Origin of the sequence: Collimonas sp., from assembly GCF_035566555.1 — a bacterium.
GTDB lineage: Bacteria > Pseudomonadota > Gammaproteobacteria > Burkholderiales > Burkholderiaceae_D > Collimonas.
The window spans coordinates 17038-38883 of record NZ_DATMRB010000044.1; the positions used below are offsets into that span (position 1 = coordinate 17038).

At 59.7% G+C, this 21846-nt stretch carries 22 protein-coding genes; 9 read left to right on the forward strand and 13 right to left on the reverse strand.

The window, feature by feature from the left end:
- Positions 1–356 precede the first annotated feature (356 nt).
- Both VNZ65_RS06690 and VNZ65_RS06695 read left to right on the forward strand, forming a co-directional pair.
- Positions 357–2060 carry a PhoH family protein gene (locus VNZ65_RS06690; RefSeq protein WP_325667300.1) on the forward strand — a complete coding sequence of 568 codons (1704 nt, stop codon included), beginning with the start codon at positions 357–359 and terminating at the stop codon, positions 2058–2060.
- A gap of 144 nt (positions 2061–2204) precedes the next feature.
- Positions 2205–2945, forward strand: coding sequence for a metallophosphoesterase family protein (locus VNZ65_RS06695; protein ID WP_325667302.1), 741 nt, complete (start codon positions 2205–2207; stop codon positions 2943–2945).
- A 130-nt stretch (positions 2946–3075) separates the two neighbouring features.
- On the opposite strand, the gene VNZ65_RS06700 is transcribed toward VNZ65_RS06695, so the two are convergent.
- Positions 3076–3234: a hypothetical protein gene (locus tag VNZ65_RS06700; RefSeq protein WP_325667304.1), complete on the reverse strand. Its 159-nt coding sequence runs from the start codon at positions 3232–3234 to the stop codon at positions 3076–3078.
- Between the two features lie 12 nt (positions 3235–3246).
- Between VNZ65_RS06700 and VNZ65_RS06705 the strand changes: the two genes are divergently transcribed.
- On the forward strand, positions 3247–3534 hold the full coding sequence (locus tag VNZ65_RS06705; RefSeq protein ID WP_325667306.1) for a DUF4148 domain-containing protein: 288 nt from the start codon (positions 3247–3249) through the stop codon (positions 3532–3534).
- A gap of 92 nt (positions 3535–3626) precedes the next feature.
- On the opposite strand, the gene VNZ65_RS06710 is transcribed toward VNZ65_RS06705, so the two are convergent.
- The 3 genes from VNZ65_RS06710 to VNZ65_RS06720 all read right to left on the reverse strand — a co-directional run bounded on the left by VNZ65_RS06710 (position 3627) and on the right by VNZ65_RS06720 (position 6553).
- Positions 3627–4481 (reverse strand): ABC transporter permease, encoded by an 855-nt coding sequence (locus VNZ65_RS06710; protein WP_325667307.1) that lies wholly within the window; start codon positions 4479–4481, stop codon positions 3627–3629.
- Between the two features lie 73 nt (positions 4482–4554).
- Positions 4555–5400, reverse strand: a complete 846-nt coding sequence (locus VNZ65_RS06715) for an ABC transporter ATP-binding protein (RefSeq protein ID WP_325667309.1) — start codon at positions 5398–5400, stop codon at positions 4555–4557.
- Positions 5401–5536: 136 nt separating this feature from the next.
- On the reverse strand, positions 5537–6553 hold the full coding sequence (locus VNZ65_RS06720; RefSeq protein ID WP_325667311.1) for an ABC transporter substrate-binding protein: 1017 nt from the start codon (positions 6551–6553) through the stop codon (positions 5537–5539).
- A gap of 159 nt (positions 6554–6712) precedes the next feature.
- On the opposite strand from VNZ65_RS06720, the gene VNZ65_RS06725 reads away from it, so the two are divergent.
- From VNZ65_RS06725 to VNZ65_RS06750, 6 genes are all read left to right on the forward strand, one after another.
- A complete protein-coding gene (locus VNZ65_RS06725) occupies positions 6713–7387 on the forward strand; it encodes a response regulator (protein ID WP_325667313.1) in 675 nt (224 codons plus the stop codon).
- Positions 7384–8784, forward strand: a complete 1401-nt coding sequence (locus tag VNZ65_RS06730) for a sensor histidine kinase (protein ID WP_325667315.1) — start codon at positions 7384–7386, stop codon at positions 8782–8784. Before VNZ65_RS06725 ends, VNZ65_RS06730 begins: the two co-directional genes overlap by 4 nt.
- Positions 8785–8931: 147 nt before the next feature.
- Positions 8932–9405: a MarR family transcriptional regulator gene (locus VNZ65_RS06735; protein WP_325667317.1), complete on the forward strand. Its 474-nt coding sequence runs from the start codon at positions 8932–8934 to the stop codon at positions 9403–9405.
- A 124-nt stretch (positions 9406–9529) separates the two neighbouring features.
- Complete coding sequence (locus tag VNZ65_RS06740) at positions 9530–11044, forward strand: efflux transporter outer membrane subunit (RefSeq protein WP_325667319.1); 1515 nt, start codon at positions 9530–9532, stop codon at positions 11042–11044.
- 40 nt (positions 11045–11084) lie between these two features.
- On the forward strand, positions 11085–12314 hold the full coding sequence (locus VNZ65_RS06745) for an HlyD family efflux transporter periplasmic adaptor subunit (protein ID WP_325667321.1): 1230 nt from the start codon (positions 11085–11087) through the stop codon (positions 12312–12314).
- 111 nt (positions 12315–12425) lie between these two features.
- Positions 12426–14003, forward strand: coding sequence for a DHA2 family efflux MFS transporter permease subunit (locus VNZ65_RS06750; protein WP_325667323.1), 1578 nt, complete (start codon positions 12426–12428; stop codon positions 14001–14003).
- A 101-nt stretch (positions 14004–14104) separates the two neighbouring features.
- Here VNZ65_RS06750 and VNZ65_RS06755 read toward each other — a convergent pair whose 3' ends face one another.
- The 9 genes from VNZ65_RS06755 to rpsF all read right to left on the reverse strand — a co-directional run.
- Positions 14105–15139 (reverse strand): autotransporter outer membrane beta-barrel domain-containing protein, encoded by a 1035-nt coding sequence (locus tag VNZ65_RS06755; RefSeq protein ID WP_325667325.1) that lies wholly within the window; start codon positions 15137–15139, stop codon positions 14105–14107.
- The gene (locus VNZ65_RS06760) at positions 15109–16791 is read right to left on the reverse strand and encodes a hypothetical protein (RefSeq protein ID WP_325667327.1); all 1683 of its coding nucleotides are present in this window, start codon (positions 16789–16791) and stop codon (positions 15109–15111) included. The genes VNZ65_RS06755 and VNZ65_RS06760 overlap by 31 nt, the downstream gene beginning before the upstream one ends.
- A 208-nt stretch (positions 16792–16999) precedes the next feature.
- Complete coding sequence (locus VNZ65_RS06765; RefSeq protein WP_061941581.1) at positions 17000–18010, reverse strand: inorganic phosphate transporter; 1011 nt, start codon at positions 18008–18010, stop codon at positions 17000–17002.
- A 73-nt stretch (positions 18011–18083) separates the two neighbouring features.
- Complete coding sequence (locus tag VNZ65_RS06770; RefSeq protein ID WP_014006461.1) at positions 18084–18710, reverse strand: DUF47 domain-containing protein; 627 nt, start codon at positions 18708–18710, stop codon at positions 18084–18086.
- A gap of 181 nt (positions 18711–18891) precedes the next feature.
- Positions 18892–20292 (reverse strand): replicative DNA helicase, encoded by a 1401-nt coding sequence (locus VNZ65_RS06775; protein ID WP_211450946.1) that lies wholly within the window; start codon positions 20290–20292, stop codon positions 18892–18894.
- A gap of 117 nt (positions 20293–20409) precedes the next feature.
- On the reverse strand, positions 20410–20862 hold the full coding sequence (gene rplI, locus VNZ65_RS06780) for a 50S ribosomal protein L9 (protein WP_061941585.1): 453 nt from the start codon (positions 20860–20862) through the stop codon (positions 20410–20412).
- A gap of 26 nt (positions 20863–20888) precedes the next feature.
- Positions 20889–21173: a 30S ribosomal protein S18 gene (rpsR, locus tag VNZ65_RS06785; protein ID WP_038488337.1), complete on the reverse strand. Its 285-nt coding sequence runs from the start codon at positions 21171–21173 to the stop codon at positions 20889–20891.
- 50 nt (positions 21174–21223) lie between these two features.
- Positions 21224–21541 carry a primosomal replication protein N gene (priB, locus tag VNZ65_RS06790; RefSeq protein ID WP_199111001.1) on the reverse strand — a complete coding sequence of 106 codons (318 nt, stop codon included), beginning with the start codon at positions 21539–21541 and terminating at the stop codon, positions 21224–21226.
- Between the two features lie 46 nt (positions 21542–21587).
- A partial coding sequence (gene rpsF / locus VNZ65_RS06795) for a 30S ribosomal protein S6 (RefSeq protein WP_325657918.1) occupies positions 21588–21846 on the reverse strand: 259 nt, incomplete at its 5' end.

Below are 21846 nucleotides of genomic sequence, written 5' to 3' on the forward strand. Positions count from 1 at the left end.
CAAACGGCTTTTTTACTTTTTAATTTGTGCTTGGGGCCCGCCAGGAAATAAATTGGGCATTTGGGCGGCCATAGCTGGATGCGATGCAAGGCGCCCGCCGTGCCGCAGTGCGAGCACTGCAAGCGGCGGGCAACGCAGCAGCGCGCCAGCTACGGTCGCCCAAATGTTCAAGTTATTTCCTGACGGGGGCCTTGACCGGCCAGGCCTGCCCAAATGGCGTCTTATGGGCCTGTTTATTGTGAGTGATAGCTGATGTTCCTTACCAATATTGTTGTTCCAGCCGTAGCTTCATCTGTTTGGTCCAGTTCGACTTGCAACCCAAGCGAACCTTTTTTCATCTTTAAAGCGAGGTTCTGATGCCCTTACCAAAATTACCGACCAAACCCGCTGCTTTACTGTCCGTTCAAGATTATCCAAAAGCGGAAGCCGGCAAAGCCGTCAAACCACGTATCGCCATTGTTGAACCGATTACCCGCAACAAGGAAATTGCACCACAGGCGCGCGACAAAACCGTCGCCAAGCCAGCCGTCAAACCAGTGGAAAGCCGTAAAACCAAGGCGCCCGCGGACAATGCCCGCGCCGTCGCCCCGGCCAAGCCTGCCGAAGGCCATAGCCGCCCGAAATCGAGCACCAGCCGCGCCGCCGACAAATCCGGCGTGACCAAGCTGTTCGTGCTGGACACCAATGTGCTGATGCATGATCCAAGCTCGCTGTTCCGATTTGAAGAGCATGACATCTATCTGCCGATGGTGACCCTGGAAGAACTGGACAACCACAAGAAAGGCATGTCGGAAGTCGCCCGCAACGCCCGCCAGGTATCGCGTTCGCTGGACGCGCTGGTCGGCGATATCGGCGACGACCAGATCGACAGCGGCATTCCCTTGTCCAAACTTGGCAACAAGGATGCCAAGGGCCGTCTGTTCTTCCAGACCAAGCTGCAGAATGCCGACCTGCCGGAAGGTTTGCCAGTCGGGAAAGCCGACAACCAGATCCTCGGCGTGGTGCGCGGACTGGAAGCGGAAACCCCGGGCCGTCCGGTGGTGCTGGTGTCGAAAGACATCAACATGCGCATCAAGGCCCGCGCCATGGGTTTGCCGGCGGAAGACTATTTCAATGACCATGTGCTGGAAGACACTGACCTGCTGTACTCGGGCATCCAGCAATTGCCGGACGATTTCTGGATCAAGCACGGCAAGGGCATCGAATCCTGGCAAGAAAACAAGCACGGCACCGGCTATACCTACTACCGCCTGAGCGGACCGCTGGTGCCGACCCTGCTGGTCAACCAGTTCGTTTTCATTGAACCGAAAAACGGCGAGCCGGCATTCTACGGCCAGGTCACGCAGATCAACGGCAAGACCGCGGTGCTGCAAACCTTGCGCGACTACGGTCACGCCAAGAACAGCGTGTGGGGCATCACCGCCCGCAACCGCGAGCAGAACTTTGCCCTCAACCTGCTGATGAATCCGGATTGCGACTTCGTCACCCTGCTGGGCCAGGCCGGCACCGGCAAGACCTTGCTGGCGCTGGCGGCCGGCCTGGCGCAAGTGCTGGAAACCAAGACCTACAACGAAATCATCGTGACCCGCGTCACGGTGCCGGTCGGTGAAGACATCGGTTTCCTGCCGGGTACCGAGGAAGAGAAGATGGGGCCGTGGATGGGCGCCTTCGACGATAATCTGGAAGTGCTCAACAAGTCCGATTCCGATGCCGGCGAATGGGGTCGCGCCGCCACCCAGGATCTGATTCGTTCGCGCATCAAGATCAAGTCGCTCAACTTCATGCGCGGCCGCACCTTCGTCAACAAGTTCCTGATCATCGACGAAGCGCAAAACCTGACGCCGAAGCAGATGAAGACGCTGGTGACGCGTGCCGGTCCGGGCACCAAGATCATCTGCCTGGGCAATATCGCGCAGATCGATACGCCGTACCTGACTGAGGGTTCGAGCGGCCTGACTTACGTGGTCGACCGCTTCAAGGGCTGGTCGCATAGCGGTCATGTCACCTTGGCGCGCGGCGAGCGTTCACGTTTGGCGGACCACGCTAGCGACGTGCTGTAATCACGCTTGAAAGCGGCGCAGCGATGCGCCGCCAGTAGCAGGCAAACGGGTGTAATTCGAGGTGCGCGATGAGCGCTCTGATTGAATTACACCCGTTTTTATTTGATGATGTGGTATGCACTTCATCCGCCACGGAGTACGCCCATGAAAATCGCCATCCTTTCCGACATCCACGCCAATATCTGGGCGCTGCAAGCCGTCCTGACGGATATCCGGCGGCAAGGCGCGGACCTGATCGTCAACGCCGGCGACATCCTGTCCGGCCCGCTGGCGCCGGCCGCCACCGCCGATCTGCTGATGGCGCTGGAATTGCCCACCATCGCCGGCAACCACGAACGCCAGCTGCTGTCCTGCGCCGCTAAAACCGGTCATCCGACCGACCAGTTCGCCTTCGAAAACACCAGCCAGGCGCAGCGCGACTGGATCAGGGGATTGCCGGGCACGCTGGCAGTCGCCGAGGATGTCTTCATGTGCCACGGCACACCCGCCAGCGACCTGATTTACTTCCTGGAAGAAGTCGACCAGCATGGCTGCCGCATGGCCCGGCAGAACCAGATCGAGATGCACGCCGCCGGCCTCAGTCAGACGCTGATCATCTGCGGCCACAGCCATAAGCCACGCAGCTGCGCTGTCTCCGGCGGGCGGCTGGTGGTGAACCCGGGCAGCGTCGGCCTGCAAGCCTATGACGACGACCAGCCCTGGTTTCATGTGATCGAAAACGGCAGTCCACACGCGCGCTATGCGATGTGCGAAAAAGACATGCATGGCTGGCGCGTCGGCCACCACTGCATCGCCTACGATCATCACCAAGCCGCGGCCGAAGCCGCAAAGAACGGCAGAGACGACTGGGCCCGCTGGCTGCTGACGGGGCGCGCAGCGTCCTGACGCGCTACCAGGCGGCGCCGCAGAGTTCGCCAGGCCTCCCGCTTGCCAGGCTCGCCCCCATTCAATTGTTACCTGCCATCCCGATCGCTGCCCGCGCGACATCGCGGATTGCGAAAATGTAATCCCGTCGTCACCTTCCCGCAGCCACATCTTTCCCATACTGGATATCCAAGGCATTCAGGCTGATGCAGCCATTGCCTTTATTAAAACGACGCCCGCCGGCAACTTTCAGGACAGGAAAGCATGCCGGCAAAACGGTGTCGTTGGTGTATTCCGAAGTCTCAATCAAAAGGAGTTTGCAATGAAATTCACACAACTGATATTGGCGCTGGCCGCGGCATCGCTTTCATTCGGCGCTATAGCCGCGGATAGCACATCGAATGGCAAAGGCAAGACGCGGCAAGAGGTCCGCCAGGAACTGACCGAAGCGCAGCACAATGGCCAGGTCCCGGCCCGGAACGCCGACTACCCGCCATCGAAGGACACCATCAAGCGCAACCAGCAAAGCCACAAGGCTGCGGTGCATCCCAAGAACGAAAAGACGAATGGGATTGACTCGCATGACGATCGCAGCGGCGCCAAGCAATAGCCGCCAGGACTGCGCGCGTCCTGGATGAACGAAAAAAAACGGCGCATCGTAAAATGCGCCGCAACCTTAAGTCAGTAAATTTCAATTAAGAACTAGAATGCCACAGGACGCCATTTCAGCAAACGTTTTTCTAAGGTAGTCAGCAAATAATCCGCCGCCAGGGCTACCACCGCCAACACGATCATGGCGGCAAACACGCCGCTGGCGTTGAAAGCGCCTTGCGCGGTCGAGATCAGCAAGCCGATGCCCTGTTTGGAGCCAAGGAATTCACCCACCACGGCGCCGACCAGCGCAAAGCCGAAGCTGACATGCAAGCTCGCCAGGATCCAGCTCAGCGCCGACGGAATCACCACCGACATGGTGACCTGGCGCGGCGATGCCCCCAGGATCTGCGCGTTTGCAATCATGTAACGGTCAGCTTCACGCACGCCCTGGAAGGCGTTGCCGAACACCACGAAGAACACCATCACCACCGCCAGCGCCACCTTGGAGGCCATGCCCAGGCCCAGCGCAATCACGAAGATCGAACCCAGCACCACCCGCGGAATCGAATTGGCGACCTGGATATAGATGCTGAAGACATCCGACAGCAGCTTGTTGCGACCCAGCAGGATGCCGCACACCACGCCCGCCACCGAGCCGATGAGGAAGCCCAGCACGGTTTCTTCCAGCGTCACCAGCACCTGGGTCCAGAGCGGACCCTGTGATGTGCCTTCGACGATCCAGTCGTAGATCTGGATCACGATCAGCGAAGGCTGCGAAAAGAAAAACGGATCTATCCATTGCTGCCTGGCTGCCAGCTCCCAGCCGCCCAGGGTCAGGATCAGGATGGCGACGCGCAGCGATATCACCAGCCAGTAGCGTTGCTTGATTTTGCGTTGTGCTTCTTGTTCGACAGTAGCCAGGCTGGCGGCGCTGAGCTTGTCGACGGTGTGTGCTTGATTCATGGTTTGCCTCTGTGCTGCCGCCTGCCCTGGAATCCAGACTGGCAAACGGCACGGTAAATTAGGGTAGGACGACTTAGCTGATGTGCACTTCTTCGCGCAGGTCGGCCCAGATCTTGCGCGAGATATCGATGAAACGTTGTTCGTAGCGCACCTCGGACATCACACGCGGCCGCGGCAGATCGATTTCATAGACGCTCTTCAAGGTGGCCGGACGCGCGGTCAGCACATAGACCTTGTCGGCCAGCGCAATCGCCTCTTCCAGGTCGTGGGTGACGAACACCACCGAGCCGGCTTGCGACGACCACAGCTGCAGCAACTCGTCCTGCATCAGAGTGCGGGTCTGCATGTCGAGCGCACTGAACGGCTCGTCCATCAACAAAATTTCTGGGCTGTTGATGAAAGTCTGCGCCAGGGCAACGCGCTTGCGCATGCCGCCGGACAGCTGGTGCGGATAGTGATTGCTGAACTTGTCGAGGCCGACGCGGCGTATCCATTCTTCCGCCAGCGCATACGCGGCATCCTTAGGTTTGCCGCGGAACAGCGGCCCGGCGGCGACATTGTGCAGCACGCTGCGCCACGGGAATACCGCGTCGTTCTGGAACACGAAGCCGATGCGCGGATCGATGCCGTTGACCGGCTCGCCCATGATGCGCACTTCGCCCACGGTCGGCTTGAGCAGGCCGGTGATCATGCTCAGTGTGGTCGACTTGCCGCAGCCGGTAGGGCCGACCACCGCCACGAATTCGCCGCGCGCCACGCTCATGGTGAAATCGCGCAAAGCCACGGTGGCCTTGCCGTCCGGCGAGATGAAGCGGCACGAGACGTTGCGCAGTTCGATGGCTGGCGTGTCGCGCGACGGTTCCGGCGTCACCGGCTTGACGGACGAAGCCGGCGCCGAGGCGTATGCTGTTTGACTCATTTCAGTTTCCTTTTAAATTTTGGACGGCAGCGGTCGCGCCGCACGCGAAGCTCGCGCCGGCCAGAGCCATCCATCTGCCGCCAGGTCCTGCGCCTGGGCGCGGAACACGGCGGCCTTTGCCAATTCAGCGCCGTGCTTATTTAGCCGTGCTGACGAACTCGTTGGTGTAGGTTTTCGCCAGGTCGATATGCTTGCCCTTGACGTTCGGATTGAATCCGGACAAGACCTGCAAGACAGTCTCGGGGCCGCCTGGCGGCATCTTGCCGTCTGCGGAAAACATCGGCAGGGAATTTTGCAGTGCCTGCACATACATAGGCTTGTTGTTGCCGTAGTAGTCCTTCGGCATCTTGTCGGCAATTTCAGCCGCGCTGTGGGTGTTGATGAACTTCAGCGTCTTGACGAAAGCGCGCGCCAGCTTGGCCGCTTCCACCTTGTGCGTATTCAGCCATGGCCGCTGCACATACAGGCTGGAGGCCGGGTATAAGCCACCGAGCGCCTTGACTGTACCTTCGACAGTACGCATGTCGACCAGCACCGAAGCATCGCCGCTCTTCAGCAGCTGCGACACGGTCGGTTCGGTGGTCATGCCGGCATCGATGCGGCCCTGCTTGATCGCCACGATGAAGGTATTGTCGGCACCTACCGGCAGCACCGAATACTGGTTGGAACTGATGCCATTCTTGGCCGCCAGGTACTGGGTCAGGAAGTTGGTGGAGGAACCGAGGCCGGTCACGCCAAGGGTCTTGCCCTTGACGTCGGCCATGCTCTTGATGCTGGCGGCGGCCTTGGTCGCGACCATTTCGACTTCGCCGGGAACCTGGCCGAAGACGGTGATCGCGGTCACTTCCTTGCCCTTGCTTTGCAGGTCGATGGAGTGATCGTAGAAACCGACCACCGCCTGCACCGCGCCGGCCAGCAGTTCATTTTCTGCATCGACGCCGGCCGGCTGCGATTGCAGCTCGACGTCCAGCCCCTCTTCCTTGAAATAACCGAGCTGTTCAGTCAGCTTGGCCGGCAGGTAAATCATTTTGGTGATGCCGCCGACCATGATGGTGATTTTTCCTGAATCTGCCGCGACGGCCTGGCTGGCGCCAAGCACCGCGCCCGACAGCAGCACAGCAGAAATCAATGAACCGCGGATGAGGGTATGCATTGTGTTGTCTCCATTTGTTTTTTTGGGATAATCGCTGGATCCATATGACGAGCTGCCATTGTTCCAATCTTGAGCGTATTCTAGGATGCGATAACTTTCATCCAGCTTTCCAAATCCCGGCAATTTAGCTTGCATTGCAACATAACCTAGCCAGCACCCATGAAATTACTCCTGATCGAAGACAATCCACCGCTAGCACTATGGCTCAGCAAGATCCTCAAGGAAGACAAGTTCACCATCGACCTCGCCAGCGATGGCGAAATGGCCGACAGCCTGCTGCAAAGCGAAAGCTACGATGTGGTCCTGCTCGACCTGCAGCTGCCGAAGATGAACGGCAAGAGCGTCTTGCGGCGGCTGCGCCAGCGCCACAACAACGTGCCGGTGATGATCCTGACCGCCAGCGGCTCGATCGACGAGAAAGTGGATTGCCTGGGCGCCGGCGCCGACGACTATCTGGTCAAGCCGTTCGAGGTGCGTGAGCTGGTGGCCAGGATCAAAGCCCTGATCCGCCGCCAGACGCCCGGCAAGACGGCGGAAATGCATTGCGCCGACCTGCGCTACGACAGCAATACCCGGCAATTCGCTATCGCCGGCCAGCCGCTGGCACTGCCCGCGCGCGAACACGATGTGCTGGAAATCCTGATGCTCAAGCAAGGCAAGACCGTATCGAAGACGGCCTTGATGGATGGCGTCTTCGGGCTGGACGATGAACCGAGCGCAGACGCCATCGAGATCTACATCCATCGCCTGCGCAAGAAAATGGAACACTGCCAGGCCGCCATCATGACGCTGCGCGGCCTCGGCTACCTGCTCAAACAGAAAGACATCTCTTGATCATCAGCCTGCGCCTGCGCTTACTGTTGTGGCTGCTGATTCCGCTGACGCTGTTTGTCGCCATCAGCGCCACGCTGTCGTACCGCAGCGCGCGCCACACCGCGGACCTGATCCAGGACCATGCCTTGCTGGCCTCGGCCCAGGTGATCGCCGGCGAGATCCAGTGGCTGGACGGCGTGCCGCATGCCAGCGTGCCGCCGGCGGCGCTGGAGCTGCTGGTCTCGCCCGAGCAGGACCAGGTGTTTTATCAGGTCATCACTGACCATGACAGCCTGCTGGCGGGGCGTCCCGATTTTCCGCCGGCGCTGCGCTTTCCGCTGACCGCGCCGGCCTTCAGCAATATCGACTACCACGGCCAGCCACTGCGGGTGGTAAGCCAGGTACGTACCCTGTACAACGCCGGCCAGCTGCGCAAGATCGCGGTGCTGGTAGGACAGACCACGCGCGCCCACGACCAGATGCTGGCCGGACTGTGGCGCCCCGCCCTGCACGGCCAGATCGCCATGCTGCTGCTGGCCATCGCCCTGGTGGTGATCGGCCTGACCATGGAACTGCGACCGCTGATGCAGCTGAAGAACCAGCTGGCCGCGCGCGACGCCACCTCGCTGTCGCCGATCAGGCCCGGCCAGCTGCAGCTGGAGCTGCGCCCCATCGTCGAAGCCATCAACCAGACCATCCAGCGCCTCAACACCCAGGTCGCCGCACAGAAGCGCTTTATCGCCGACGCCGCCCATCAGTTGCGCACGCCGTTGACCTTGATCGACTCGCAGATCCAGTTTGCGCGCCGCCTGACCGATGAGCAGCGGCGCGGCGAAGTATTGCAGGCGCTGCAGGAAAGCAGCCGCAACATGACCGAGCTGACCAACAAGCTGTTGCTGCTATCGCAGGCGGAAGCCTCCAACACCACCGCTTTCCTGCGCCACCCGGTGGACCTGCTGGCGGTGGCTGCCACGGTGCTGGAAGAAATTGTCGACCTGGCGCAGCGCAAGAACATCGATCTCGGTCTCGACACTGCGAACGAGCATGCCTGGGCCATGGGCAACGAAGCCTTGTTCAACGCCATGATGATGAACCTGGTCGACAACGCCATCCGCTACACACCGGCCCATGGCAAAGTCACCGTGAGCATTGCCGCCGGCCCGGAACAGACCGTCATCAGCGTCAGCGACAATGGGCCGGGCATTCCGGCGGAAGTACGCGACCGTGTGTTCGAACGCTTCTTCCGCAACGCCGCGCCTGGCCAGGAAGGCACCGGCCTGGGGCTGGCGATCGTCAAGGAAATCGTGCTCGCCGCACAAGGCACGATAACGCTGGCTGCGTCCGGCCAGCAAAGCGGCCTGACCGTATTGGTACGTTTGCCAGCTTGTGCAAAAGCTGGTGCAGCAAATAAAACCTGAACAACAGTTCTAGGGCCTCGCCAGCAAAGAAGTTTATTTTGCAGTATATTATTGCCTAGGCAACGAATATTCGCGTAAAACTTATACCAACAAGCGGCGAATAAATAATAAATAAATGATGCATCAGCACAGAAAAGCAAGAAATCCGTGAGTAATCGAACACCTATTTTCAACGTGGAGAACTACCAGATAGAAGAAAGCATCGGCTATCTGCTGGCGCGGTCGCGCGCCATGCTGGTCAAGAGTTCGGACGAATCGCTGGCGGAATATGGCATTACCCATGCCCAGGGCGCAATTCTGCTGATGTTGTCGACTGGAAAATATTCCACGGCCGCCGACCTGGCGCGCGAGACGTATACCGACGCCGCGTCGACCAAGCGCATGATCGACCGTCTGGTCGCGCGCGAGTTGATTACGCGTGAACCCTGTGCGCAGGACCGGCGCCTGATGAAGCTGCATCTGACCGCCGATGGCCTGGCGCTGTCGAAAAAATTGCCAAAAGCATTTTGCGGTGTACTGAACCAGCATTTTTCGGATTTCAGCCCTGAAGAAATCGGCTTTTTGAAATCCATGCTGCGACGGCTGCTGGCAAGTAACTCGCCGACCGAGAAAACACATTGACTATGCAAGAACTATCCATACAGTATTATTTTTAAGTAATCAGGCGCCTGTGTCATTCCCCGTTGTTATTCCTTATAGTCATTCATCTATGGCCGCTAAACCAACTCGTCAAATCTATACCGACATGTACCTTCTTTCTCCTTCATCCCGGCGCAGCCTGCCGAAACTTGCAACGCAGCGCCTTGCCATCAGCGCAGCCGTGTTGCTGCTGGCGGCCTGCGCCAACTTCAGCGGCATTCACAGCAACGCCCATTCGAACAGTGCGGAGGACTATGCATCCGCTACGTCCTTGCCGGGCCAGGGCGGCGCCTGGCCGAGCAGCGCCTGGGTAAGCAGCATCGGCGGCAGCCAGCTGCAGCAGCTGGTCGACGAAGCGCTCGCTACCAATCCGAATCTGCAGGCGGCGTCCGCCCGCATCGCCGCATCGCATGCGATGGTGGAAGCGGCCGGCGCCACCAGCAAGCCGCAAGTCGGCGCCAGCCTGTCGGCGACGCGGGAACGCTTTTCCGAGAACAGCATTTATCCGCCGCCGTTCGGCGGCATGTACGTGACGGATTACGAAACGGCGCTGAACTTTAGCTACGACCTGGATTTCTGGGGCAAGCACAGCGAGCAGTTGCGCTCCGCCATTTCGCAAAGCAAAGCCGCGCAAGCAGAAGATTATTCAGCGCGCCTGGTGCTGACCGCGGCCATCTCGAAAGCATGGCTGCAGCTGGGCCGCCAGTACGCCCAGCTGGACCTGACCAACCAGCAGCTGGTATTGCGCGACAAGCTGGACAAGCTGACCCAGCAGCGTTTTGCCGCCGGCCTCGATACCCAGAGCGACAATCAGCAGAGCCGCCAGCAAATCGCCGGCCTGCGCGCAGAACGCTCGCAATGGCAGGAAGCAATCGCGCTGACCCGCAACCAGATCGCCGCATTGATGGGCCAAGGCCCGGACCGCGGGCTGAAGATCGCCCAGCCGGCGCTGCCGGCGGACAGCGCCATCGCCCTGCCCGACCAGCTGCCGCTAGGCCTGATGGGACGGCGGCCGGATGTGCTGGCAGCGCGCTGGCAGGTAGAAGCGGCGCAAAGCGATATCAAGGTGGCCAAGACCGAGTTCTATCCGGATATCAACCTGTCAGCCATGATCGGCTTTTCCAGCCTGAGCTTCTCGCAGTTCCTGAACCATAGCAGCAAGGTGATCGGCGCCGGTCCGGCCATCCATCTGCCGATCTTTGAAGGCGGCGCCTTGCGCGCCCAGCTCAAAGGCCGGGTCGCAGCCTATGACGGCGCGGTGGCAACCTACAATCAGGCGCTCAACGACGCCTTCCACGAAGTCGCGGACAGCGTGCAGTCGCTGCGCGCCGCGGAAGAACAAGGCAAGAATCAGCAGACCGCGGTCGATGCCGCCGAACGCGGCATGAAGCTGGCCGAACAACGGCAACAGGTCGGCACCGCCAATATGCTGCAGGTAGTCAGCAGCCAGATCAGCTGGCTGGCGCAGCGCAAGCTTGAGCTCGATACGCGCGCGCGCCGGGCCGATCTGCGCGTCAACCTGATCAAGTCGCTGGGAGGCGGCTTTGAGGCAGACGCGGCGGGCCTCGGTCCGGCCGCGGCAGATACCGCCAGCAATCCGCAAGCAAGCGCTACTAACTGATTCATCAAAATAACCGTTCACTTATTGCGAAATCCGCACCATGACAACAGCAAATCAAAACCCACAAGAAGCATCCGCCGGCAGCGCCGCTGCTGCCGCTCCAGCCCAGCCGGCTGCCGCCAACGGTAATGGCAAGCGCCGCAGCCTGCTGATCGGCGTCACCATTGCCCTGATCATTGTCTTGCTCGCCTACGGCATCTGGTGGTTCATCTATGCCCGCCACTACGAAAGCACCGACGATGCCTACGTCGGCGGCAACGTGGTGCAAGTGACGCCGCAAGTTGGCGGCACGGTGCTGGCGATCAATACCGACGATACCGAACTGGTGCAGGTCGGCAAACCGCTGGTGGAACTGGACAAGGCCGACGCCAAGGTTGCGCTGGACCAGGCTGAAGCCCAGCTGGCCCAGACCGTGCGCCAGGTACGCACGCTGTTCGTCAACAATAATACGTTGACCTCTGCCGTCACCGCCCGCAGCGCTGAACTGGAACGCGCCCGCGCCGACCTCGCGCGCCGCCAGCAGCTGATCGGCACCGGCGCCGTCTCCAAGGAAGAACTGGATCACGCCAAGGTTGCGGTACAAGGCGCGGAAGCGGCCCTGCAATCTGCGCGCGAGCAATTGTCTTCGAACAAGGTGCTGACCGACCGCACCACGGTTGAACAGCACCCGAACGTGCTGAACGCCGCCGCCCAGGTCCGCAATGCCTATATCAACCTGGCCCGCACCAGCCTGCTGGCGCCGACCACCGGGTATGTCGCCAAGCGCTCGGTGCAGGTCGGCCAGCGCGTCGCCGCCGGCACCCCGCTGCTGTCGATCGTGCCGTTGAACGCTCTGTGGGTGGATGCCAACTTCAAGGAAGTGCAGATCAAGAACATGCGCATCGGCCAGCCGGTTACCCTGGATTCCGATGTATATGGTTCCAAGATTGAATACCACGGCACGGTGGTCGGCCTGGCAGCCGGCTCCGGCTCCGCCTTCGCTTTGCTGCCTGCGCAAAACGCCAGCGGCAACTGGATCAAGATCGTGCAGCGTATTCCGGTGCGTATTTCGCTGGATCCGAAAGACCTGGAAACTCATCCATTGCGTATCGGCGTCTCGATGAACGTCAGCGTTGACGTCGCCAAGACTGAAGGCACTTCGCTGACTGCAGGCACGGCGCGCACCGCTCCAGCCTACACCACCGACGTATTCGACAAGAGCGGCCAGGAGGCCGATGCACGTATCGCCAGCATCATCGCTGCCAACAACAATGCAGCGGCAGCGCACTGATACCCTGCAGTTTGGCGGCGGACGCCGTCGCGAATGCCGCAGCGCAAGCCGCCCCCCTGGCGGCTGCGCTGACGGCAGCGGACATGCAATAACCCTTACCGGAATGCCTTCATGAGTTCCCCAAAACCAGCGCCGCCACCGCGGCCGCCATCGCAACCACTGCCGCCGCTAACTGGCGGCAAGCTTGTCATGGGTACGGTAGCCTTGTCGCTCGCCGTGTTCATGAACGTCCTCGATTCGTCGATTGCCAACGTTTCCATCCCGGCCATTTCCGGCGACCTCGGCGTCTCGCCGCAACAAGGCACCTGGGTCATCACCTCGTTCGCGGTGGCCAATGCCATCTCGGTGCCGCTGACTGGATGGCTGACGCAACGCTTCGGCCAGGTGCGCCTGTTCGTGACGTCGATCATCCTCTTCGTCCTGTCTTCCATCCTGTGCGGCCTGGCGCCGAGCATGGAAGTGCTGATCGCTGCCCGCGTACTGCAGGGCGCCGTCGCCGGACCGATGATTCCTCTGTCGCAGTCGCTGCTGCTGTCCAGCTATACCCCCTCCAAGAGCGGGATGGCGCTAGCCTTCTGGGGCATGACCACGCTGGTGGCGCCGGTCATGGGGCCGCTGCTGGGCGGCTGGATCTCGGATAACTACACCTGGCCGTGGATTTTCTACATCAACATTCCGGTCGGCATATTTGCGGCCTGGGCTACCTGGTCGATCTACCACAAGCGCGAATCCTCCACCTACAAGCTGCCGATCGACAAGGTCGGGCTGGCCCTGCTGGTGGTCTGGGTCGGCTCGCTACAGATCATGCTGGACAAGGGCAAGGAGCTCGACTGGTTCAATTCCTCGACCATCGTGATCCTGGGCGCGGTAGCGCTGGTGGCCTTTATCTACTTCATCATCTGGGAACTGGGCGACGACCATCCGGTGGTCGACCTGAGGCTGTTCAAGGGCCGTAACTTCAGCGGCGGCGTGATCGCCATCTCAGTCGGCTACGGCCTGATGTTCGGCGGCCTGGTGATCCTGCCTTTGTGGCTGCAGACGACGCTCGGCTATACCGCAACGCTGGCCGGCGAAGTGATGGCGCCGGTGGGGATCTTTGCGATCATCCTGTCGCCCTTCATCGGCAAGCTGCTGCCCAAGATCGATGCGCGCTGGGTGGCCAGCACCGCGTTCTTCATCTTTGCCATCGTGTTCTATCTGCGTTCGCAGTTCACCGAAAACGTCGATACCTTCACGCTGATGATTCCGACCATCATCCAGGGTGCGGCGATGGCCATGTTCTTCATTCCGCTGACCTCGATCATCCTGTCAGGCCAGCCGCCGGACAAGATTCCTTCGGCGGCGGGTCTGTCCAACTTCGTGCGTATCATGTTCGGCGGCATGGGCACCTCGATCACCAGCACCTTGTGGGATCGCCGCACTTCCCTGCACCACTCGCAGCTGACCGAATTCACCGGTCCGCACAGCCCGGCATTCAACGAGGCGGTGCACAATCTGATGGCGCAGGGCATGCCGGAACCGGCGGCCTGGGCTACCATCGACCGCCTGATTTCAGTCAAGGCGGCGACCCAGGGGGCAACCGATATCTTCTGGATCTCGGCGGTGCTGTTCCTGATGCTGATTGCACTGGTGTGGCTGACCAAACCGCAGCGTTCCAGCTTGCCGGTGGATGCAGGCGGCGCGCATTAAAAGGCCATCCTGTCATACACGAAACGAAAACAGCGATGCCACCTTGAACGGTGGCATCGCTGTTTTTACCTGTCGAGATTATCCGCTCAGCCAGCCTGAACTCACCACAGGTAGCGCAAGCCCAGCGTGATCCGGTTCACCCGGTTATGCGATTCGGCTTGCAGATCGTAGTCCGCCAGCAGGTTCAGCCGCGCTGAAGCGGCGTAGACCAAGTTCACCCCTGCCAGCACCGCATCGCGGCCGAAATCCACGCCCTTGACGGTAAAGTCGCTGCCGGGAGCGCCGAGCAACGTCGCCTGGTATTGCGCTTGCGCGTCCTTGAATTCATGCATCCAGCGCAGCTGCCCGCCCAAGGTGATGGTCCCTGTCGCCAGTGCAAAATCCTGGCTGGCCTTGACGCCCAGACTGCTGCGCAAGCTGTTCAGGGTGGCTGCCTGTACCGATAGTCCGAGATTTTCGGCATCGGTTTCGCTGAAGCCGTCCTGGCGCAAGCGGGTGTAATGCAGCGCGGCGAAAGGCTGCAAGACAAAACCCTCGCGCAATGTTGCGCGATAGCCCAGCTCACTGTACAGACTTGCCTGCTGACCGTCGTAAGAGCCCTTGGCGCGCAGCGCGGGGCCGGTCGCGGTCAGGACGTCGCGCTGCATGTCGGTGCGCTGCAGCGCGTAACTGGCAATCGCGTCGACATACATGGAGCCCGGCGCATAGCTGGCATAGGCGCCCAGCTTGTAGCTGTCGAGCTTGCCGTTGGCATTGTAGTCGTCGAAATCAGCATGCAAATGCGCATAATCCAGGCCAGCGCCGACTATCCAGTCGGTGCCGACGGCGCGGTCAACACCAGCGCTGATGCCGCCGATCTGGTAACGCGCGCCGGAGGTATCGGCAGTCGCGCTCAATTTGCCGAAGGAACCATAGGGGCGCACCCACATGCCGTCATCGCCGGCCTTGCGCTCGCCTTCACGCTGGCTGTCCAGGCGCACCGACAGTGCACGCCCGAACAGGTCGTTTTCACGCAAGGCCAGCTGCGAGAAGGTCGCGTGCACGCCGCCGGTCAGGCTGCCGACAGTTGCCTGCAGTTCCGCCTTGTCGAGCAGGTTGAGCGTATTCACCGTTTCTGCCAGTGCGCCTGTGGCCACCGGTACTCCGGCCGGGGTGAGAAGCGGAGGCGCGGGCTGGCCCGGGGTGACAGGTGGCGGAGGTGGCGGAGGCACAGGCTGCCCCGGGTTAACAGGTGGCGCAGGCGGCTCCGGGGTGGCCTGCGGCCTGCTGTTGTCGATTGCTTGTCCGATCGCCGCATCGTTGCCAGGGTTGGCGTCAGCAGCGCCGTAGCGTTGGCCTGCAGCTGGCTGAACGTGCCGTTGACGCCTCCTGCGGCACTGACAATCGGCAGCCGTACCTGATCCGCATAGGCGCCTGGCAGCATGGTGGCGTTCACCGTGCCGCCCTGCAGGGCGGCGGTGCCTCCCACCGTCAGCAATCCGGCAGAAACCGGCGATGCCTCGGTCTGGAATATCGCATTCGCCGCATGGGTAAAATTGCCCGTCACAGTCAGGTTGCCAGTGCCATCGCCCGCACCCGGATGCAAGGTGCCCTGGTTCAGCAGGTCGCCGGCAATCGTCCCGCCATTGCCGGCAAGCGTTGCCCCGGCGGCGACAGTAGTCGCCCCGCCCAGGCTGCCGGTGAGATTGAACAAGCCGCTCTGGATCTGCGCGGTCGTGAACACGCCATTGCCGCTCCAGGTCCAGTTATCGCCCTGCGCTTGCAAGGTGGCGAAACTGCTGAAAGCGTTAGACGCCGTTCCCGATCCCTGCAGCACCACCCCGCTGCCGGCATTGCCGCCACCGTTGGCGGCACCGTTGATCACCGAACCGGTTTGCAATATCAGCGTGTTGCGCCCCGTGCCCATCGACACCGCGGTGCCGGAGCCGCTTTGCAGCAAACCGGCATTGATGACGGTGCTACTGCCATTCAGGGTGCGCACTGCCGCCCCCTGCTGGCTGATGATCTGGCCGCCGGCCTGGTTCTCGATGCTGGCGGCAAAGCTGGAACCGACCGTATTGGAAAACACCGCATCGGAACCAGCGCCGGACGCGTTGATCGTACCGCTATTGGTCAACTTGTCGTTATTGCCCTGCATGTACACGGTCGGGCTGTTGGCGCCGGTGGTCGACAACTGGCCGCTGTTGGTCACCGTGCCGCTGCCGCCGAGAATGGAAATGGCGCGCGCATTGCTGCCGGCAGTCGTTATCGTTCCTGAATTGTTTATCGTGTTGTTGAGCTGGCCGAGATTGGTCTGGCCCCAGGCTGCCGATATGCCAAATGCACTGGGACCTGAGGTAGCAATGCTGCCTTGGTTAGTTAATGTATTGCCGCTGCCGTTAGCCGCCATGCCATCGTTGAAGGCGCCGCTGGTAACAATGCTGGCCTGGGCGGCATTGGTCAGCTGGTTGCCGTTGTTGGCACCCAGCAGCGCCGCGCCGCGATTGCCGCCGGTGCCGCCACCGCCGGTCAGGGTGACGCTGCCGTTGTTGGTGATGCTGCTGGAAGTGTCCACGCCGAAGGCGACCGGGCTGCTGCTGCGCGGAATGCCGGTGGCGACGCTAGTGTCCAGCGTGACCGTCACGCCGCTGCTGCCGGTTTGCGCCACCACCGGGCCGGAATTGCTCCCTGAGCAGGTGACTGTAACGCCGGCGGCGGGGGCATTGTTGCTGCATGCCGCGTGCGCCTGCGTAATCAAGGTTCCTGCAATGCCAATGATGATGATGCTTTTTTTCAGAATTGCTTGCATGGCGTGGCCCTCATGTCGTGCCTTAAGAACGGACTGAATGGTCCAGCCCTTAATAACCTCCCAAGTGGAAACTATCTTAGGAGCAATAGAAGAGATTGGCAACCAGGCAATGCACAGCAAGCAATGGCGGGGAGCGGCGGATTGTCCACGAAAAAAAAAGCGATGCAGGAAATATCCTGTATCGCTTTTTTATTGCATTTTTGAAAACTTACAAGATATGTTTACCAATCCACCAGGCAATCGCCGCCATGAAGGCCGAGGCTGGAATGGTCAGTACCCAGGCCCAGACGATATTGCCGGCAACACCCCAGCGTACCGCCGAAACGCGGCGCGCGGCGCCAACGCCGACGATGGCGCCGGTGATGGTGTGCGTGGTCGACACTGGAACGCCCAGCATGGTCGCCAGGAACAGCGTGATGGCGCCGCCGGTTTCAGCGCAGAAGCCGCCTACCGGTTTCAGCTTGGTGATCTTCTGGCCCATGGTCTTGACGATGCGCCAGCCGCCGAACAGTGTACCGAGGCTGATCGCGCTATAGCAGGAAATGATCACCCACCATGGCGGCAGGCTGTCGCTGGCTTGCGAAAAGCCGGTGGCGATCAGCAGCATCCAGATGATGCCGATGGTTTTCTGCGCATCGTTGCCGCCGTGCCCGAGGCTATACATCGAGGCCGACACCAGCTGCAGGCGGCGGAACCATTTGTCGACCTTGCGCGGCGTCGAGCGCACGAAAATCCACGACACCAGCACCATCATGATGGAGCCGAAGACGAAGCCCAGCAGCGGCGACAGCACGATGAAGGCGATGGTCTTGATCAGGCCGGCCGAGATCAGCGATCCGGTGCCGGCCTTGGCCACCGCGGCGCCGACCAGGCCGCCGATCAAGGCGTGCGAAGAGGACGATGGAATACCGTAGTACCAGGTCAGGATATTCCAGCAAATGGCGCCGACCAGGGCGCCGAAGACGACGTAATGATCGACCACGTTGGGATCGATGGTGCCCTTGCCTACGGTAGCGGCGACGTGCAGCTGGAACACCGCAATCGCAATGAAGTTGAACAGGGCCGCCATGGCCACTGCTTGCTGCGGCTTGAGGACGCCGGTGGAAACCACTGTGGCGATCGCATTGGCGGCATCATGGAAGCCGTTCATGAAGTCGAATACCAGCGCCAGTGCAATGAGGAAGACGAGAACGTAAATACTGATTTGAAGAGTGTGCATGAGTAGCCAGAGTCGTTTTTTTAGGATTACATCGATGCGCTAGCGGCCGCGGGCCGCTGCGCCCTACTCTGCATCAGGCATTTTCGACGATGATGCCTTCGATGATGTTGGCGACATCTTCACAACGATCGGTGACGGTTTCCAGCAGTTCGTAGATCGCCTTGAGCTTGATCAGGGTGCGTACATCAGGCTCGTCGCGGAACAGTTTCGACATGGCGGCGCGCATCACGTGATCGGCGTCCGATTCCAGGCGGTCGATCTCGACGCAGATCGCCAGGATCTCGCGCGAGTTGTCCATATTGTGCAGCAGGCCGACCGCAGCCTTGACCTTCTCGGCGCAGCCCAGGCACAGTTCGGCCAGGCGCTTGGCTTCAGGCGTGATGGCCTTGATGTCGTACAGCGAGATGGTCTGCGCTGCATCTTCCAGCAAATCGAGGATATCGTCCATGCGGGTGATCAGCTGATGGATGTCGTCGCGGTCGATAGGCGTAATGAAGGTCTTGTGCAGCATGTCGATCGCATGGTGCGTGACCTGGTCGGCCTGCTTTTCAATGCCTTCGATCGCATGCACGCGGATTTCCAGATCGTCGAAATTAGTCATCAACGCCACCATTTCTTTAGCGCCCTTGACGCATAGCTCCGCATGCTGATTAAAGAGCTCAAAGAATTTGCCCTCGGTGGGCATCAATCGTCCAAACATGTTTATTCTCTCTTTTGAGGGTTAAGCTGAATCTAAAACTACAACTACGCTTGCATTTACATCAAGGATATTGATTTAAAGCAAACAATGTCACGAAACTGAAATATATCAGGCTCGCTCGGCCAGCGCTTAGCAGGATTTTGTAAATTTTTCGTTAATGCAACAGAATCAACGACAGTAATCAATCGCCGCCGTACGGCGCATCCAGATTACCGACATAGTTGTCGAATTTCGTGTATTGCCCGAGGAAGCTCAGACGCACGCTGCCGATCGGACCGTTACGCTGTTTACCGATAATGATTTCCGCGGTGCCCTTTTCCTGCGAATCGGGGTTGTACACCTCGTCGCGGTAAATGAACAGGATGACATCGGCATCCTGCTCGATAGCGCCGGACTCGCGCAAGTCGGACATTACCGGACGCTTGTTGGGACGCTGTTCCAGCGAGCGGTTCAGCTGCGACAATGCAATCACCGGGCATTGCAGCTCTTTGGCCAGGCCCTTCAGGTTACGCGAGATTTCGGAAATTTCGGTAGCGCGGTTTTCACCGGCATTATTGGCCGACATCAGCTGCAAATAGTCGATGATGATCAGGCCCAGCGTGCCGCACTGGCGCGACAGCCGGCGCGCGCGGGCACGCAGTTCGATCGAGCTGAGCGCCGGCGTTTCATCGATGAACAGCTGGGCGTCGTTCATCTTCTGGATCGCATGGGTCAGGCGCGGCCAGTCCTCGTCATTCAGGCGGCCGGTACGCAAACGGTGCTGGTCGAGCTTGCCGACCGAGCCCAGCATACGCATGGCGAGCTGGGTGCCGCCCATTTCCATGGAAAAGATCGCCACCGGCAAACCGCTTTCGATCGCCACGTTTTCACCGATATTGACCGAGAACGCGGTCTTACCCATGGATGGGCGTCCCGCCACGATCACCAGGTCGCCTTTTTGCAGGCCCGAAGTCATCTTGTCGAGGTCGATGAAGCCGGTCGAAACGCCGGTGATGTCGCTCTGGTTGTCGCGGTTGTAGAGTTCGTCGATGCGCTCCACCACCTGCGTCAGCAGCGGCTGGATTTCCTGGAAGCCCTGGGCACCGCGGGCGCCCTCTTCGGCAATCGCGAAAATCTTCGATTCCGCTTCGTCCAGCATCTGCTTGACTTCCTTGCCCTGCGGACTGAAAGCCTGGCCGGAAATTTCATCGGCCACGGTAATCAGCTTACGCAAGACGCCGCGATCGCGCACGATCTCGGCATAGCGGCGGATATTGGCCGCCGATGGCGTATTTTGCGCCAGCGCATTGAGGTAGCTCAGGCCGCCGACTTCCTCCGCCTTGCCGGTGCCGCTCAGCGATTCATAGACCGTGATCACGTCAGCCGGCTTGCTGCCGTTGATCAGCTTGACCATATGCTGGAAGATGATCCGATGGTCGTAGCGGTAGAAATCGTCGGCATTGACGAAGTCCGCAATCTTGTCCCACGCCGCATTATCCAGCAGCAATCCGCCTAAAACGGACTGTTCTGCTTCGATCGAATGGGGTGGTACGCGGAGGGAGTCTAGCTGTGGATCGGACGGTGCTTTAGAAGGTGCTTTCATGGCGCGAATTATACCTGCTTCTCATAAGCGTCTTGCTGCACTGCCAGAAAAAGGACGTAAAAAAAGCCGGGAAAACCCGGCTTTTTTTGACTGCAATGACTTTTTGCCAACAGCGTATTAAACGTGCTCGCCGATCACTGCGATGACGATGTCAACGACGACGTCAGTGTGCAGAGCAACTGCAACCGGGTGTTCGCCAGTTGTCTTCAGCGGGCCGTTCGGCAAGCGAACTTGTGCTTTTTCAACTGCGAAGCCTTGCTTGGTCAGCGCTTCAGCGATGTCGAAGTTGGTCACGGAACCGAACAGACGGCCGTCAACACCCGACTTTTGCGAGATCTGAACAGTCAGGCCGTTCAGTTTTTCGCCCTGGCCTTGCGCCACAGCCAGCTTGGCTGCTGCTGCTGTTTCCAGGTCAGCGCGCTTCGCTTCGAATTCAGCGATAGCGGTAGTGGTAGCACGACGCGCCATGCGTTGCGGGATCAGGAAGTTACGTGCGTAACCGTCCTTGACGCGAACAACTTCACCCAGGTTGCCGAGATTAACGACTTTTTCCAACAGAATAACTTGCATATTTTTCTCCTATTTCAAGTCGTCAATTAAGCGTTGTGCAGATCGGTGTATGGCAGCAGCGCCAGGAAACGTGCGCGCTTGATCGCAGTGTCCACTTGACGTTGATAGATTGCCTTGGTGCCGGTCAGACGAGCTGGCATGATCTTGCCGTTTTCCTGAACAAAATCCTTGAGCGTGTCGACATCCTTGTAGTCAACGCTGGCAACGTGTGCAGCGGTGAAACGGCAGAATTTCTTGCGCTTGAACAGCGGGTTTTGTTGTTGACGCTTGTTTTTCAGTTTGCTTTTATCGAACTTTTTACCGAATGCCATTTTTGGCTCCTGTATCTAAAATAATGAATCTGCAATTTCCGCTATGTTCTCTAGGAACCGTCTGCTTCCATTGCAGCGAAATCCGTGATGTGAAATACCAGGCTCCTGCCGTTGCGACTCTTGCGCGCCATGAAACCTGTGAACCAGAAGGTGCCTCCCAACGGCGCCTGACTGAATCTTCCTGAAATCTCGCCAACAGCTAGCGCGGCGATTTCAAATTCGATCAAACGCTTGATTCCTGCTTCAATCGGCTCCGAGCGATGCTGCAAGTTTGCAGATACGATCGGAATGCCTGCCGGTGTATAACGTATGACTTCACGTTCGGCAATTTCGGCAACCAGCTGAAACACGTTATTGGCTTGGCTCACTCCTGATGGACTCAATGGTTATAAGAACGCTGGCAGGACAGATAAATCAGGCTGCCGGTGCTTCAGTACGATGGCTCTTGGCAGCATCTTCCTTCTGCACAGCCTTCATCATTGGCGAAGGACCGGTTTCGGCCTTCTTCAGCTTGACGGTCAGATGACGCAATACTGCATCATTGAACTTGAAGCCGGTTTCGATTTCAGCCAGAGTTTCGCTGTCGCACTCGATGTTGAGGCAGACGTAATGTGCTTTAGCCAGTTTCTGGATCAGGTATGCCAGTTGGCGGCGGCCCCAGTCTTCCACGCGA